This window comes from Paracidovorax wautersii, assembly GCF_031453675.1.
GTDB lineage: Bacteria > Pseudomonadota > Gammaproteobacteria > Burkholderiales > Burkholderiaceae_C > Paracidovorax.
This window is the reverse complement of record NZ_JAVIZX010000001.1, coordinates 2803578-2819042: the sequence shown is the minus strand read 5'-3', so window position 1 is coordinate 2819042 and position 15465 is coordinate 2803578. Positions and strand designations below refer to the sequence as shown.

Sequence of the window (15465 nt, the reverse complement as noted above, 5' to 3'; positions counted from 1 at the left end):
GGAATAGGCCCCTCGCGCGCCCGTGCGAACAAACAACCTCTTGAGCCGTGCCCTGGGCAGACCGGCCAATTATCCCCCACCCCCGAGCCCCTGCCGCGAACGTGCCCAATGCCGGCGCCCGGCACTGGCGCCAGCGGAGAGCGCCAAAGGAAAAGCCCGCGTCCGGCGCCGGACGCGGGCTTGAACACAGCAACGGGAACCCGCGAATCAGCGCGGGCGGCGGGGCTTCATGCCCATGGCCGCCTTCTGGCGGTCGATGCGCTCGCGCCTGCGGCGCTCCATCTTCTCGATCGCCTTGCGCTTGGTGTAGCCCTGCGCATCGGCCCAGGCCCACCACGCCGCGGCCACCGCGAAGGGCGAGAGAACCCACCACCACGACCAGCCGGCCACGGGGCCCACCTCGAGAAACTTCAGCAGGGCCAGAAACAGCCCCAGGCCCAGTGCGTACATGGTTCCTCCTCGGCGCAGCGGGGTTTGCGGGAAAGGCCCGTCAACCCACGCCACTACAATTTCATTGAGATAAATGTACTGCAACCACCACAGGATCCCCCGATGAAGCGTACCCTGGTCACCCTCGCCGTCACACTGTCGGTTGCCGCCCCTGCCCTGGCAGACCAGGCACTGGCGATGTCCAAGAACTGCATGACCTGCCACGGGGTCGACAAGAAGCTGGTCGGCCCGTCGTTCAAGGATGTGGCGGCCAAGTACGCCGGTCAGGGCGGCGCCGCCGACAAGCTGGCCGCCAAGATCATGAAGGGCGGTTCGGGCGTCTGGGGCCCGGTGCCCATGCCCGCCAACACCCAGGTCAACGAGGCCGAGGCCAAGAAGCTGGCCGCCTGGATCCTGACCGTGAAGTGACGCCGCTGCCGCGCAGGGCCTCCGGCTCTGCCGCGCGATCCACAAAAAAGCCGCAGGAGCCCAGGCCCCTGCGGCTTTTTTTTGGTATCGGCACGCGGCCGACGTGCGTCAGATCCGCAGATCGGGGTCGGCCCGCAGGGGCGGCTCGGGGCGCAGCTGCGCAGGCGCGACGGCACGGCCACGCAACTGGTCCTCCAGCTGGCCCACGTAGGCGGCGGTGGTGTTGTCGGACTCCTGGGCGCGGGCGGCCAGATGGGCCTCCAGCGTGTCCAGCCGCGCCAGAACGGCCTGCTGGCCCTCCACATGCTGCCCCTGCAGGAAGGCGCGCAGTTCGGTGAAGCGCGATGCTTCGGCCTTGTCGGCGAGGTCGCGCTGTGCCGCCATTTCCTTGGCATGGCGGCGGGTTTCCAGCAGCACTGAACCCTGCAGCGACAGCACGTAGGCGATGAAGAACACGCCCAGCAGGAGGGTCAGGCCCAGCATGATCAGACCGAGCGGCGCCTGGAACGACGTGATGCCCAGCGAGATATAGGACGGCGTGGCGAGGGTGCCCCAGTTCAGGGCGGCCAGGGCGGCAATGGCGAGAACGATGAGCAGCAGCAGGATGGTTCTGAGATTCATGGGAGACACTCCGTAGCAGAGTTATGGGGGCTGGCCAGGCGCAGCGGCCCCGGCGGTCGCCCGGTTGTACCCCATCCCGCCATCCACCCCGCAGCCCCGCAAGGCGATTCCGGTGCCGTCCTACAGCGCCCCGCACGTAAAAAAAGCCACCGCGGACGGGCCGCGGTGGCGTGGGTGGCGCCGCGCCATGAACGGCGCTCTAGTTTCTCGCGAGCAGCGCTGCGCCTCAGTTGGCCTGTGACAGCTGGTCCAGGATGGCCGGGTTCTCCAGCGTGCTGGTGTCCTGCGTGATCTGCTCGCCCTTGGCAATGGAGCGCAGCAGCCGGCGCATGATCTTGCCGCTGCGCGTCTTGGGCAGGTTGTCGCCGAAGCGGATGTCCTTGGGCTTGGCAATCGGCCCGATCTCCTTGGCCACCCAGTCGCGCAATTCCTTGGCGATGGCCTTGGCCTCGTCGCCGGACGGGCGCGGGCGCTTGAGCACCACGAAGGCGCAGATGGCCTCGCCCGTCACGTCGTCGGGCCGGCCCACCACCGCGGCCTCGGCCACCAGGTCGGTCTTGGCGACCAGGGCGGACTCGATCTCCATGGTGCCCATGCGGTGGCCCGAGACGTTCAGCACGTCGTCGATGCGGCCGGTGATGCGGAAGTAGCTGCGGTCGGCGCTGCGCACGGCGCCGTCGCCGGCGAGGTAGTAGCCCTTGAGCTCTTCGGGGAAGTAGCTCTTCTTGAAGCGTTCCGGGTCGTTCCAGATCGTGCGGATCATGCTGGGCCAGGGGCGCTTGATGACCAGGATGCCGCCCGTGCCGTCCGCGATGTCGTTGCCGGCCTCGTCCACGATGGCGGCGGTGATGCCCGGCAGCGGCAGCGTGCACGAGCCCGGCACCAGCGGCGTGGCGCCCGGCAGCGGCGTGATGACGTGGCCGCCGGTTTCGGTCTGCCAGAACGTGTCCACGATGGGGCAGCGCTCGCCGCCCACGTTCCGGTAGTACCACATCCAGGCTTCGGGATTGATGGGCTCGCCCACGCTGCCCAGGATGCGCAGGCTCGACAGGTCGGAGCTGGAGGGGTGCACCGCCTTGTCGGCCTCGGCTGCCTTGATGAGCGAGCGGATGGCCGTGGGCGCCGTGTAGAAGATCGATACCTTGTGGCGCTCGATCATCTGCCAGAAGCGGCCGGCGTCCGGGTACGTGGGCACGCCTTCGAACACGACCTGCGTCGCGCCAGCGGCCAGCGGCCCGTAGGCCACGTAGGTGTGGCCGGTGATCCAGCCGATGTCGGCGGTGCACCAGAACACGTCTTCGGGCTTCAGGTCGAAGGTCCAGTCCATCGTGAGCTTGGCCCACAGCAGGTAGCCGCCCGTGGCGTGCTGCACGCCCTTGGGCTTGCCGGTGGAGCCGCTGGTGTAGAGGATGAAGAGCGGGTGTTCGGCGCCCACCGGTTCGGGGGCGCACTGGGCGCTCTGGCCCGCCAGCGCCTCGTCGAAGGTCTTGTCGCGGCCGGCGACCATATTGCAGGCCGTGGGGGTGCGCTGGAACACCAGGATGCTCTTGAGGGTGTCGCAGCCGCCCATGGCCAGCGCTTCGTCGATGATGGCCTTGAGCGGCAGCTCCTTGCCGCCGCGCATCTGGTAGTTGGCGGTGATGACGGCCACGGCGCCCGCGTCGATGATGCGTTCCTGCACGGCCTTGGCGCTGAAGCCGCCGAACACCACGCTGTGCGTGGCGCCGATGCGCGCGCACGCCTGCATGGCCACCACGCCCTCGATGGTCATGGGCATGTAGATCAGGACGCGGTCGCCCTTCTTCACGCCCTGGGCCTTGAGCGCGTTGGCGAAGCGGCCCACGCGCTCCAGCAGTTCCTTGTAGGTGACCTTCGTCACCGCGCCGTCGTCGGCCTCGAAGACGATGGCCGTCTTGTGCTCGACCGGCGTGCCGATGTGGCGGTCCAGGCAGTTGGCGCTGGCGTTCAATTCGCCGTCGGCGAACCACTGGAAGAAGGGGGCGTTGGATTCATCGAGCGCTTGTGTGAAGGGTTTGGTCCACTGCACGTTCTCGCGCGCCAGGCGGGACCAGAAGCCTTCGAAGTCGCCCTCGGCCTCGGCGCACAGGGCGTTGTACCCGTCCATGCCGGACACGCGCGCATTGCGTGACAGGGCCTCGGGCGGCGGAAAGACGCGGTTTTCCACGAGAACGGATTCGATCGCGGACGTGGACGCAGAGGCGGTCGCAGTCATGTTTGTCTCCTATCGGATGGGGATTTTTTGGAAGTACTTTCGGGGGCGGTACTTACAGGCCACTGACGGAGACTTTACCGGCAATCGGCTTGCGGCCAGGGCTTGCGCGGCCTTTCCCGCCCGGGTGGTCGGCACCGGGGCGCAGAGGCCGCTGCGCCGCCCATCGCCCGTCGCCCTTCGCCTGGACCGCCCTGCGGAACCCCCTGCGGCGCAACGCCACGGCCCATCCGGCGGCCGCAGACGCCGCACTAGAATCGCGCGACCTTTTTCCCACTCCTGAACGCACGGACATGTCCACCCCCACGCCCACCGGCACCGACCGGGCCAACGCGCCCCTGCGCCCGCTGCCCTCGCTCATCTTCGCCAGCCGCTGGCTGCAACTGCCGCTGTACCTGGGCCTGATCGCCGCACAGGGCGTGTACGTGTGGCACTTCCTGGTCGAGCTGTGGCACCTCATCGAGGCGGCCTTCGGCAACCAGGCCGCCTTGCAGGCGCTGGTCACCAGCATCGGCTACAAGCCCGAGGTGCAGATCACCACGCTCAACGAGACGATGATCATGCTGGTCGTGCTGGCGCTGATCGACGTGGTGATGATCTCCAACCTGCTGATCATGGTGATCGTCGGGGGCTACGAGACCTTCGTGAGCCGCCTGGGCCTGGACCGCCACCCCGACCAGCCCGAATGGCTGGGCCACGTGAACGCCTCGGTGCTGAAGGTGAAGCTGGGCCTGTCGATCATCGGCATCAGCTCCATCCACCTGCTCAAGACCTTCATCAACGCCGCCAACTACGACGTCAAGGTGCTGATGTGGCAAACCATCATCCACACGGTGTTCCTGCTCAGCGCCCTGGCCGTTGCCTACACTGACAAATTGCTGAACGCTTCCAGCAGCAAGCACTGACCCGGCGCCCGGCGCCGATGCCAAAGCCCCGCAGGGCCTCTTTCTTGAGGTCTTTCGGGGCTTTGGCGCTTGTACAGCCTGCGCATTCAGCTATATTTTCAATAGCAAGCACGAGCCGGCATTGCCGGCCGATGCGACCGGCCTGCGCACGCGCATAACACATCCCCAAAAACCCAGTGCTTTTGACACAAAAGCACCCAATACCTATACTTTCGGGGTGTTTTACAACCTGCAACGCAGGTAATTCGCCCCTTTCGGAGCGAATCTCGTCAGAAAGCCGGCTCTTTTGCGACGCCGCTGCCCCTGACACACCTCGGCCGGAACATCGGCCCTGATGCCCCGGCGGCCCGCGCACCACGCGCAGCCGCCACCGCGGCAAACGGAAGTCCTCTGCCCAGACCTCTTCCGTACCGCACAGGCCCTTGCGCACCTCTTCATGCGTGCCATTCGGGCCGATCTGGCGACACCTCCGCGTGTCCCTTCCACGTCTCTGCAGCCTTTGGCGCTGCGCCCCCAGGGCGCACCGGGCCGGGCTGCCGCATCAGGGTTTTCCGTGTCCGCGGCCTTCGTGCCGGAGCCGCCTGCGGGCGCGTGCCGGCTGCTGTTCAACCCGTATCAACCGAGGGAGGAACCACACCGTGGCCAAGCAAATCATCATCGACCATGTCTTCAAGGTCTTCGGGGACTCGCCCGACGACGCGCTCGAACTGGTCCGCCAGGGCCTGAGCAAGCAGGACATCCTGGAGCGCACCGGCAATTCGATCGGCGTGTTCGACGCCACCTTCACCATCGAGGCCGGCGAAATCTTCGTCGTCATGGGCCTGTCGGGCTCCGGCAAGTCCACGCTGGTGCGCATGCTCAACCGCCTGATCGAGCCCACCGCCGGCCGCATCGTGGTGGACGGGCAGGACATCAACGCGCTGAGCGACCGCCAGCTGCGCGCCCTGCGCCGCAAGGACATCAGCATGGTGTTCCAGTCGTTCGCGCTGATGCCGCACATGACCGTGCTGGACAACACCGCTTTCGGCCTGGAGCTGGCCGGCGTGGACCGCGCCGAGCGCCAGCAGCAGGCCGCCCGCGCGCTGGAGCAGGTGGGCCTGGGCGCCTGGGGCGCCAGCTACCCCGACGAGCTGTCGGGCGGCATGCAGCAGCGCGTGGGCCTGGCCCGGGCGCTGGCCTCCGACCCGTCCATCCTGCTGATGGACGAGGCCTTCTCGGCCCTGGACCCGATCATCCGCACCGAGATGCAGAGCGAGCTGCTGCGCCTGCAGCAGATCCAGCGCCGCACCATCGTCTTCATCTCGCACGACCTGGACGAGGCCATGCGCATCGGCGACCGCATCGCCATCATGAAGGACGGCCAGGTGGTGCAGGTGGGCACGCCGGACGAGATCCTGCGCAACCCTGCCAACGACTACGTGCGCAACTTCGTGCGCGGCGTGGACGCGGCGGCCGTGTTCAAGGCCGGAGACATCGCGCGCAAGCGGCTGACCGTGGTGCGCGAGCACACCGACCGCGGCTGCCGCGCGGCGCTGCAGCTCATCGAAGGCCATGACGACAACTTCGCCTACGTGGTGAGCCCCACGCAGCGCTACCTGGGCACAGTGTCGGCCGACTCGCTGCGCACGGCGCTGCACGGCCACACCGGGCCGATGGGCCTGCAGCACGCCTTCATGCCCGAGGTGACGACCATCGCCGCCGACGCGCCCGTGGCCGACCTGTTCGGCCAGGTGGCGCAGGCGCCCTGCGCCCTGCCCGTGGTGGATGGGGACGGCCGACTGCGCGGCGCCATCAGCAAGACCACGCTGCTGCGCTTCCTGGACCGCGACACGCCGCCCGTGCCGCCGGGCGCGCCCCCGAACGGCTTTGCCGCCGCCGCCCACGCCGCCGCCACGGCCACGCCGTCAGAACAACGTACCGGGAGCCCCGCATGAGTATCACCAGCACGACCGCCCACACCCTGACCGAAACGCAAGCGCCCGTGCTGCTGGCACAGGCCGACCTGCCGCCGCCAGCGGACACGAATCCCTGGGCGGGCGGCGGTGACGCGCCCGCAGCCCCCTCGCCCGCCTCGCCCGGTTGGGACGCTCCGGCCGGCGCAGCGCCGGACGCTGCAGCCCCCACCGACCCGTGGGCCGCCTCCACCGCGCCCAGCGACAGCGCCGGCGGCGCCACCGACTGGCTGAACGCGGCGCCCGGCGGCGTGGACGCGGCCACCGGCGCCGACCCTTCGGCTGCGGGCGGCCTGCACCTGAGCCAGCTCTTCGACGGCTCGCTGCCCGTCGAGAACTGGATCAACCAGGGCCTGGGCTGGGTGGTGGAGCACTTCCGCCCCTTCTTCCAGAGCGTGCGTGCGCCCATCGACGGCACGCTGCAGTGGGTGGAGAGCGTGCTCACCAGCGTGCCGACGCTGGGCATGATCGCCATCGTCGGCCTGCTGGCCTGGCAGTTCGCCGGCCGGGCGCTGGCCATCGGCACGGTGATCTCGCTGCTGCTGGTCGCCATGCTGGGCATCTGGCCCGAGGCCATGGTGACGCTGTCGCTGGTGCTCACGTCGCTGGCCTTCTGCGTGCTGATCGGCCTGCCGCTGGGCATCCTGCTGGCCAGCAGCGACCGCGCGCAGCGCCTGATGCGCCCCGTGCTGGACGCCATGCAGACCACGCCGGCCTTCGTGTACCTGGTGCCGGTGGTGATGCTGTTCGGCATCGGCAACGTGCCGGGCGTGGTGGTGACCATCGTCTTCGCGCTGCCGCCGCTGGTGCGCCTGACCAACCTGGGCATCCGCCAGGTGCGGCCCGACCTGATCGAGGCCAGCCGCGCGTACGGCGCCTCGCCCCTGCAGATGCTGTTCAAGGTGCAGCTGCCGCTGGCCATGCCGTCCATCATGGCCGGCATCAACCAGGCGCTCATGCTGTCGCTGTCGATGGTGGTGATCGCTTCCATGATCGCCGTGGGCGGCCTGGGCCAGATGGTGCTGCGCGGCATCGGCCGCCTGGACATGGGCCTGGCCACCGTGGGCGGCCTGGGCATCGTGCTGCTGGCCATCACGCTGGACCGCATCACCCAGTCGCTGGGCCAATCCCGCCGCGGCGCGCGCCACTGGTGGCAGACCGGCCCCGCGGGCCTGGTGTGGCGCCTGGTGCAGCGGCCCGCCAAGGCCGCACCGGCCGCGCAGGAGCCCGCCGCGGCGGCCAGCCCGTCCGTCGTGACCGTGGACACGTCCCTGCACCGCACCACGCTGGCCGGCACGGCCCACTGAGGGCCGCGCCCTCCCTCCCCGACTGCCATTGATTTCAAAAAACCAAGGAGCCTGAACTGATGATGATGATGACCTGGAAGACCCACCGCATCGCCCCCACCGCCGCAGCCCGCGGCCTGCTGGCTACCAGCCTCGTGGCCCTGGGCCTGGCCGGCGGCGCCGCCGCAAGCCACGCGCAGGACCTGCCCGGCAAGGGCATCACCGTGCAGCCGCTGCAAAGCTCGATCGCGGAAGAGACCTTTCAGACCCTGCTGGTGGGCCGCGCAATGGAAAAGCTCGGCTACACCGTGCAGCCCATCAAGGAGATCGAGTACGCCACGGCCCACGTCGCCATCGCCAATGGGGACGCGACCTACATGGCCGACCACTGGGACCCGCTGCACGCCGACTTCTACAAGAACGCCGGCGGCGACGCCAAGCTGTCGCGCACGGGCACCTATTCGCAGAATGCCGCGCAGGGCTACCTGATCGACAAGAAGACGGCCGAGCAGTACAAGATCACCCACATCGACCAGCTCAAGGACCCGAAGCTCGCCAAGCTGTTCGACACCAACGGCGACGGCAAGGCCGACCTGACGGGCTGCAACCCCGGCTGGGGCTGCGAGGGCGTGATCGAGCACCAGCTCAAGGCCTTCCAGCTCAGCGACACGGTGACGCACGTGCAGGGCAGCTACTCGGCGCTGATCGCCGACACCATCGCCCGCTTCAAGCAGGGCAAGCCCATCCTGTACTACACCTGGACGCCCTACTGGGTGAGCGGCGTGCTGCGCCCGGGCCAGGACGTGGTGTGGCTGCAGGTGCCGCACTCCTCGCTGCCCGGCGAGCAGGCCAAAATCGACACCAAGCTGCCTGACGGCAAGAACTACGGCTTCGTGCTGAACAACCAGCGCATCGTGGCCAACAAGCAGTTCGTGCAGAAGAACCCGGCCGCCGCCAAGCTGTTCGAGGTGATGCAGGTGTCGGTGGGCGACATCAACGCGCAGAACTTGGCCATGAAGAACGGCCAGAACAAGCCGGCCGACATCGCGCGCCACGCCGACGGCTGGATCAAGGCGCACCAGAAGACCTTCGACGGCTGGATCCAGCAGGCGCTGGCCGCGGCCAAGTAAGTAGCGCTGCAGGCGCGGCAACCGCGCCGCCGCCCGCGCCCCGTTCCCGAACGCCCGCCCTCGCAAGAGGCGCGGGTTTTTATTTGCCAAAATTGCCGGGAACGCCCTATCCACAAGCGCATACAGCTATCAATAAAATAGCGAAACACTCCGACAGCAGAGCACGGCCGGCGGGATCGGCGTCTTCCCCAGCTCCCCACACATTACGCAGTCCCGTCCGAGGCAGACCTGGCCTGGCCGGCCGAGCCCATTCCGCCCGGTTCCATTTTCAAGGCACCCGGCCACTCCATCCCAGAGCGTCTTTACACCCTCGATACAATACAAATACGAATTGTTATCATTAGCAATTGTCTTGTTGTATTGATCGAAGGATGTTTGACCGATGGCCCGATACGCACTGCTCCGCCCCCTGCCCCTCCCCCTCGCTGCCGCCCTGGCCTGTGCCGGCATGGCCGCAGCCCACGCACAGTCGTCATCTCCCGCGGCCCCGGACACCGCGGCGCTGTCCACCGTGGTGGTGACCGCGTCGGGCACGGCCGTGGACATCCGGGAGGCGCCCGCCAGCATCAGCGTCATCACCCGCGAGGACATCGAGCGCAAACCCGTCACCAGCATCGGCGAGCTGCTGGCCACCGTGCCGGGTGTGACGGGCGGCCTGTCGGGCACCGGCGCGCAGTCCAAGATCCGACTGCGCGGCCTGCCCGAGAAGTACACGCTGATCCTGGTGGACGGCCAGCGCCAGGGCAACTCGGCCGGCGTGAACTACCGCGACGATCTGGGCCAGCAGGATCTGGACTGGATCTCGCCCGAGATGATCGAGCGCATCGAGGTGGTGCGCGGCCCGATGTCATCGCTCTACGGCTCGGACGCCATGGGCGGCGTCATCAACATCATCACGCGCAAGATCGCGCCGCGCTGGTCGGGCTCGACCACGCTCAACTACAGCCGCCCCTCGGACGGCGACCGGGGCGACACGCGGCAGTGGGGCTTCAATGCCAGCGGCCCCGTGTCGGACCGCCTCGGCCTGCGCCTGGCCGGCAACTACACCGACCGCGCCGCGGACGAGGGCAACGGCGGCTTCCCCGGCGCGTACCTGTCCACGGCGGGCTCGCGCAAGCAGAACCTCAACGCCCTGCTGAACTGGCAGCTCACGCCCGACCAGGTGATCGGCCTGGAGACCGGCCATGGCACGCAGCGCGCCACCGGCTCGGACGTGCGTGCCGCCAACGGCAACCCGCTGGTCGCGCAGTGGGGCCTGAGCAAGCTGGAGCACACGCACGTCGGTGCCAGCCATGAAGGCCGCTGGGGCGACGTGCGCTCGCGCATCAACCTCGCCCACCACCGCTACGAGGACAAGGGCGACACCATCGGCAACAACTCCCGCGAGACCACGCTGGACGGCCGGGTGGACCTGCCGGCGAAATTATTCGGCTTCGACCAGGCCCTGGCCCTGGGCGGCCAGTGGAAGCGCGAGGAGCTGGACAACCGCGACACCATCGGCCTGGCGCCCATCGACTACCGCGGCAACGCGGTCAACGGCTCGTCCATCAGCGCATCGACCTGGGCGCTCTTCGGCGAGGACCAGATCTTCCTGCGCGAGAACCTGGCCCTCACGCTCGGCCTGCGCATGGACCACCACCACAAGTACGGCAGCAACTGGAGCCCCAGGGCCTACATCGTCTACCACCCGCAGCCCGAGTGGACGGTGCGCGGCGGCGTGTCGCGCGGCTTCCGCGCGCCGGGGCTCAAGGAGAACTCGCCTAACGCGGCCACGCAGTCCGGCGGCAATGGCTGTCGCAGCCTGGCCGGGCGGGGCTGGACCAGCACCAGCGTCAACGCGGACGGCACGCGCGGCTGCTACATGGCGGGCAACCCCGACCTCGAACCGGAGACCAGCACCAATTTCGAGCTGGGCACCAGCTGGGACCGCAACGGCTGGTCGCTGGGCGCCACGTACTTCCACACCAACTTCAAGAACAAGATCGACTACCAGCCGCTCGGCTTCTTCAACGGCTACTGGTGGACGCGCATGGCCAACGCCCAGCGCGCCCGCACCCGCGGCCTGGAGGCCACCTTCAACGTGCCGCTGGCCCCGGGCCTGGACTGGAACACCAACGTCACCCGCATGTTCGAGTCCAAGAACCTGACCACGGGCGCCTCGTTGCTGGCCGTGCCGCGCCTCACGGCGTATTCGTCGCTGCAGTGGCGCATCCGCGCGGCGTGGACGGCGGCGCTGAGCGCGCACCATACGGGCAAGGAACTGCTCACTACCGGCTCCGCCAGCAACTTCGCCAAGGCCTACACCACCTTCGACGTCTCCACCAACTACCAGGTGAACGACACGGTGACCCTGCGCGCCGGCGTCATCAACTTCACCGACAAGCAGTCCCGCGAACTGGGCAGCAACTACGACAACGGGGGGCGCACGTACTTCGTCGGCGCGACGGCGCGGTTCTGAGCACCCCACCACGCGCGCAAAGCAGAACGCTATTATTTCAATAGCTAACTGCGCTTTATGGACGGGCGCTGGAGGCATTTTCAGCAAAGGGTGCGGATACCTACGAGCAGCGGTACCGGCGGAGGGACGCTCCCACCCTGGGTGCGGACGGGCTCCTACAGCCGCGTGCGGCGCGCTGCGGTGTGATGGCGGCAGCCGCTATTTCAGGCACCGTCCTGGCCCCGCACCACCCCGCTCCGAACCGTACGCCGCATGCCCACCAGCCCCGCCGCCGTCTCTGATGCTGCCGCCGCCGAACCGCCCCGCCCGGGCACGCGCCTGCCCGGCGGGCTGGTCTATGTGTCTGCCGACATGCCCGGCCTGGCGCGCGTGCGGCACGGCAAGACCTTCCGCTACCGCCGGCCCGACGGCAGCTGGCTGAGCGACGAAGAAGAGATCGCCCGCATCCGCAAGCTGGCCATTCCGCCCGCCTACACCGACGTGTGGATCTGCCCGCGCGCCAACGGCCATCTGCAGGCCACGGGCCTGGATGCGCGCGGCCGGCGCCAGTACCGCTACCACCCCGAGTGGCGCCGCGTGCGCGACGAGGACAAGTTCGAGCGCATGCGCGCCTTCGGCCAGGCGCTGCCGCGCATCCGCGCCCGCGTGGCACGCGACCTCAAGCCCCGGCGGGGCGAGCCCGCGCTGTCGCGCACCGTGGTGCTGGCCACCATCGTGCGCCTGCTGGACACCACCTTCCTGCGCGTGGGCAACGAGGAATACGCCGCCACCAACAAGTCCTACGGCCTGACGACGCTGCGCAACCGCCATGCCGGCGTACGCGGCAGCCAGCTCACGCTGCGCTTTCGCGGCAAGAGCGGCGTGGAGCAGGAGGCCCGCCTGGACGACCCGCGCGTGGCCCGCGTGGTGCGCCGCTGCCAGCAGTTGCCCGGGCAGGAGCTGTTCCAGTACGAGGATGCGGACGGCCAGCGCCACGCCATCGGCTCCAGCGACGTGAACGACTACCTGCGTGAGATCACCCACGGCACGGGCGATGCCCTCGGCCCCACCTTCACCGCCAAGGATTTCCGCACCTGGCATGGCACCGCGCAGGCCCTGGAGCTGACGCGGCTGGCCTGCACGGGTGAATGCGGCCCGGCGTCGTACAGCGCCAAGGCCATCCTGATCGAAGTGGCGCGCCAGCTGGGCAATACGCCGGCCGTGTGCAAGAAGTCCTACGTCCACCCCGCGGTGCTGGAACTGGGCACGCGGCTGGCGTCGGACGCGGGGCCCGACATGCAGAAGGTGTGGGACCGCATCGGCGGCGAAGGCGCTGCGCCCCGGGGCCTCGCGGCGCCGGAGCGGCGGCTGCTGGCCTTTCTGCGCCGGCCGCCGGCCCGCAGCCCGAGCCCGCCCGCGCGGCCGAGGAAGCAGGCCGCATCCCAGGCGGCCGCAACCGCCCCCAGCGCAGCCAGACCGCGCCGCCGCAAGGCCGCTCGCGTAGCGCCGGCGCGCCTGGCGGCCTGACACGGTCTCTCTACCAGTGGTAGCCCAGCTGCGCGACGACCGTGCGCAGGTCGCCGTAGCGGCAGGTGCCCTGGCAGTGCAGATAGCGCTTGTCCCCCACGTTGCTGACCTTGACGCTGGTGAGCCAGGGGCCGAACGCATAGGCCACGCGCAGATCGATCAACGCATACGAGGGCGTCTCGCGCACGCTGGCCGTGGCGGCGGTGGGCGCCTCCCCGCGCCAGCGCAGGCCCGCACCGGTGGAGAGGCCGGGCAGGCCCAGCGCACCCCACGCATAGTCCACCCACAGCGACGCCGTGTGCCGCGGCACGCCGGTGCTGCGCTGGCCGACCAGGGCCGCGTCGTTGTCACGCACGGTGCGCGCATCGACATAGTTGTACGCGGCCACCACGCTCAGTCGGCGTACCGGCGTCACGCGTGCTTCCAGTTCCACGCCGCGTGACCGCACCTTGCCGGTCTGCACGCTGAAGTTGCCGTCGGCAGGGTCGTCGGTCAGCACATTGCGCTGGTTCAATTCGTAGACGGCGGCGGACACCAGCGTGTCCGACCCCGGCGGCTGCCAGCGCACGCCCACTTCGGCCTGCTCTCCCAGCGTGGGGCGGAAGGCCTGGCCCTGGCGGTCGGTGCCCGCCGTCGGGAAGAACGACTGGCTCAGGCTGGCATACGGCGCCCAGCCGCCATCCAGCAGGCGCACCACGCCGGCGCGTCCGCTGAAGCGGCCGTCGTCCTGCCGCGTGACCGCCCCGCCCCGGTGGGCCACCGTGTCGCTGGTGGCCCAGTCGTAACGACCGCCCAGCACGAAGACCCAGCGGTCGGCCCAGCGGATCTGGTCCTGCAGATACACGCCGGTCTGCCGGCCGGTCTGGTCCGCACCGGTGTCGGTGGCGCCGATGGCGGGCACGGCGCCGTAGGCCGGCTGGGCCAGGTCCAGCGGGGCCACCGTGCCGGCGCGGCGGGTGGTGTCGTACTGGCGGCGGTACACGTCCAGCCCCGCCAGCAGGGTGTGCTGCCAGTTGCCGGTGCGGGGGCCGTCCCACTGCAGTTGCGTGTCGCTGGTGACGGCGTGCGTTGCGTCGGTGCGCAGATCGGCGCGGCGCGCCAGGCGCGTGCCCGCGACGGCGCCGGGCGTCAGGTAGGCATAGCGCACGTCGGAGCGGTAGCCGCGCAGCGCGTGGCGCAGTTGCAGCCGGTCATTGAAGCGGTGCTCCAGCGACCAGCCGAGCGTGCTCATCTCGCCCACGTAATGGTCGAAGCCCGGCTCGCCCGCGAACTGCGTGTACGGGATCTTGCGGCCGGTGCGCTGGCTCCAGAGCGTGCTGTCGAAGGGCATCGGCGCGACCAGGCGCGTGTCGATGCGCTGGTGGCTGGCCAGCAGCGAGACGGAGGTGGCGGCGCTGGGCTGCCAGCGCAATGCGGGAGCGATGTAGTGCTTGTCGTCGTCAATGGCATCGACCTGCGTGCCGCTGCGCCGCAGCATCGCCGTGAGCCGGTAGCTGAGCGTGCCGTCGGCATTCAGCGCGCCGGTGTGGTCGGTGGCGATCTGCTTGCGGCCGTGGCTGCCGGTCTCGGCGATCAGCTCGTGCATCGGCTCGGCGCTGGGGCGCTTGCTGACGGCGTTGACCAGGCCGCCAGGCGATAGCTGGCCATACAGCACGGACGACGCGCCGCGCAGCAGCTCCACGCGCTCCAGACCGTACGGTTCCTGGCCACCATCGAACTGCGCGGACTGTAGCTTCATGCCGTCGCGCAGCACGCTGCCCGTGCGCCCGCCCGCGTCGAAGCCGCGAATGATGTAGTCGTCCGCCAGCCGCGAGAAGCCGCTGGGCTGCGTGAGGATGCCGGGCGCGTAGCCCAGCGCCTCGGCGACGGAATCAGTCTTGCGTGCGGCCATTTCCTCGGCGCCTACCACGCTGATGGACTGCGGCGTTTCCAGCAGCGGCGCATCGGTCTTGGTGGCCGTGGTGCTGCGGCGCGCGACATAGCCCGGCACCGGGCCGGTGGCGGTTTCGCCGGCCCCCGCGCGCACGGTGACCTGCGGCAGCGCCACGGCCTCCACGGCGGGCACGCGCGCCAGCGTCCAAGTGGCGCCGTCGCGTTGCGCCTGCAGGCCCGTGTCTTGCAGCAACTGCGCGAGCGCGGCCTGCGGTGCCAGCGCTCCGTTCACCGCGCTGGCGGTGCGGCCCTCCAGCCAATGCGGCGGGTAGACGAGCTGCAGGCCCGACTGCGCGGTGAAGTCGCGGAGCGCATCGGCCAGCGGCTGGGCCGCGATGGCGAACTGCGGCGACGGCTGCGCGGCAGCCTGCAGGCTGACCAGGGCCAGCGCGGCGGCCAGGGCGGTACGGGATAACGGAGGCGGGGAAAAAATCATGGCGGCCAGCAACGGGTTGAAGGGTTGGCAATCCCGCTACAACGAACCGGGCCCGCGACATCCTGAACAGGCTGCGCCTGTTTTTTTACAGACTATCAAAAATAATAGCTAACAGCGCTTGATACGTAAGCGCTGGAGGCCGATTTGGCTC

At 69.2% G+C, this 15465-nt stretch carries 11 protein-coding genes; 7 read left to right on the top strand and 4 right to left on the bottom strand.

Going from position 1 to position 15465, the window contains the following annotated elements; translation table 11 throughout:
- Positions 1-207: 207 nt before the first annotated feature.
- The gene (locus QE399_RS12695) at positions 208-450 is read right to left on the bottom strand and encodes a TIGR04438 family Trp-rich protein (protein ID WP_309829148.1); all 243 of its coding nucleotides are present in this window, start codon (positions 448-450) and stop codon (positions 208-210) included.
- Positions 451-552: 102 nt separating this feature from the next.
- Between QE399_RS12695 and QE399_RS12690 the strand changes: the two genes are divergently transcribed.
- Positions 553-858: a c-type cytochrome gene (locus QE399_RS12690; protein WP_309829147.1), complete on the top strand. Its 306-nt coding sequence runs from the start codon at positions 553-555 to the stop codon at positions 856-858.
- A gap of 108 nt (positions 859-966) precedes the next feature.
- On the opposite strand, the gene QE399_RS12685 is transcribed toward QE399_RS12690, so the two are convergent.
- Both QE399_RS12685 and acs read right to left on the bottom strand, forming a co-directional pair.
- Positions 967-1479, bottom strand: a complete 513-nt coding sequence (locus tag QE399_RS12685; RefSeq protein WP_309829146.1) for a LapA family protein — start codon at positions 1477-1479, stop codon at positions 967-969.
- 226 nt (positions 1480-1705) lie between these two features.
- Positions 1706-3712, bottom strand: coding sequence for an acetate--CoA ligase (acs, locus tag QE399_RS12680; protein WP_309829145.1), 2007 nt, complete (start codon positions 3710-3712; stop codon positions 1706-1708).
- A 290-nt stretch (positions 3713-4002) separates the two neighbouring features.
- Between acs and QE399_RS12675 the strand changes: the two genes are divergently transcribed.
- From QE399_RS12675 to QE399_RS12650, 6 genes are all read left to right on the top strand, one after another.
- Positions 4003-4614 carry a TIGR00645 family protein gene (locus QE399_RS12675; RefSeq protein ID WP_309829144.1) on the top strand — a complete coding sequence of 204 codons (612 nt, stop codon included), beginning with the start codon at positions 4003-4005 and terminating at the stop codon, positions 4612-4614.
- A gap of 638 nt (positions 4615-5252) precedes the next feature.
- Positions 5253-6548 (top strand): glycine betaine/L-proline ABC transporter ATP-binding protein ProV, encoded by a 1296-nt coding sequence (gene proV / locus QE399_RS12670; protein ID WP_309829143.1) that lies wholly within the window; start codon positions 5253-5255, stop codon positions 6546-6548.
- Positions 6545-7873 (top strand): glycine betaine/L-proline ABC transporter permease ProW, encoded by a 1329-nt coding sequence (gene proW / locus QE399_RS12665; protein WP_309829142.1) that lies wholly within the window; start codon positions 6545-6547, stop codon positions 7871-7873. Before proV ends, proW begins: the two co-directional genes overlap by 4 nt.
- A gap of 65 nt (positions 7874-7938) precedes the next feature.
- Positions 7939-8982, top strand: coding sequence for a glycine betaine/L-proline ABC transporter substrate-binding protein ProX (gene proX / locus QE399_RS12660; RefSeq protein ID WP_405044105.1), 1044 nt, complete (start codon positions 7939-7941; stop codon positions 8980-8982).
- Between the two features lie 382 nt (positions 8983-9364).
- Positions 9365-11440, top strand: a complete 2076-nt coding sequence (locus QE399_RS12655; protein WP_309829140.1) for a TonB-dependent receptor domain-containing protein — start codon at positions 9365-9367, stop codon at positions 11438-11440.
- Positions 11441-11692: 252 nt separating this feature from the next.
- Positions 11693-12946 (top strand): DNA topoisomerase IB, encoded by a 1254-nt coding sequence (locus QE399_RS12650; RefSeq protein WP_309829139.1) that lies wholly within the window; start codon positions 11693-11695, stop codon positions 12944-12946.
- 10 nt (positions 12947-12956) lie between these two features.
- Here QE399_RS12650 and QE399_RS12645 read toward each other — a convergent pair whose 3' ends face one another.
- Positions 12957-15314, bottom strand: a complete 2358-nt coding sequence (locus QE399_RS12645) for a TonB-dependent siderophore receptor (protein ID WP_309829138.1) — start codon at positions 15312-15314, stop codon at positions 12957-12959.
- Between the last annotated feature and the right edge of the window lie 151 nt (positions 15315-15465).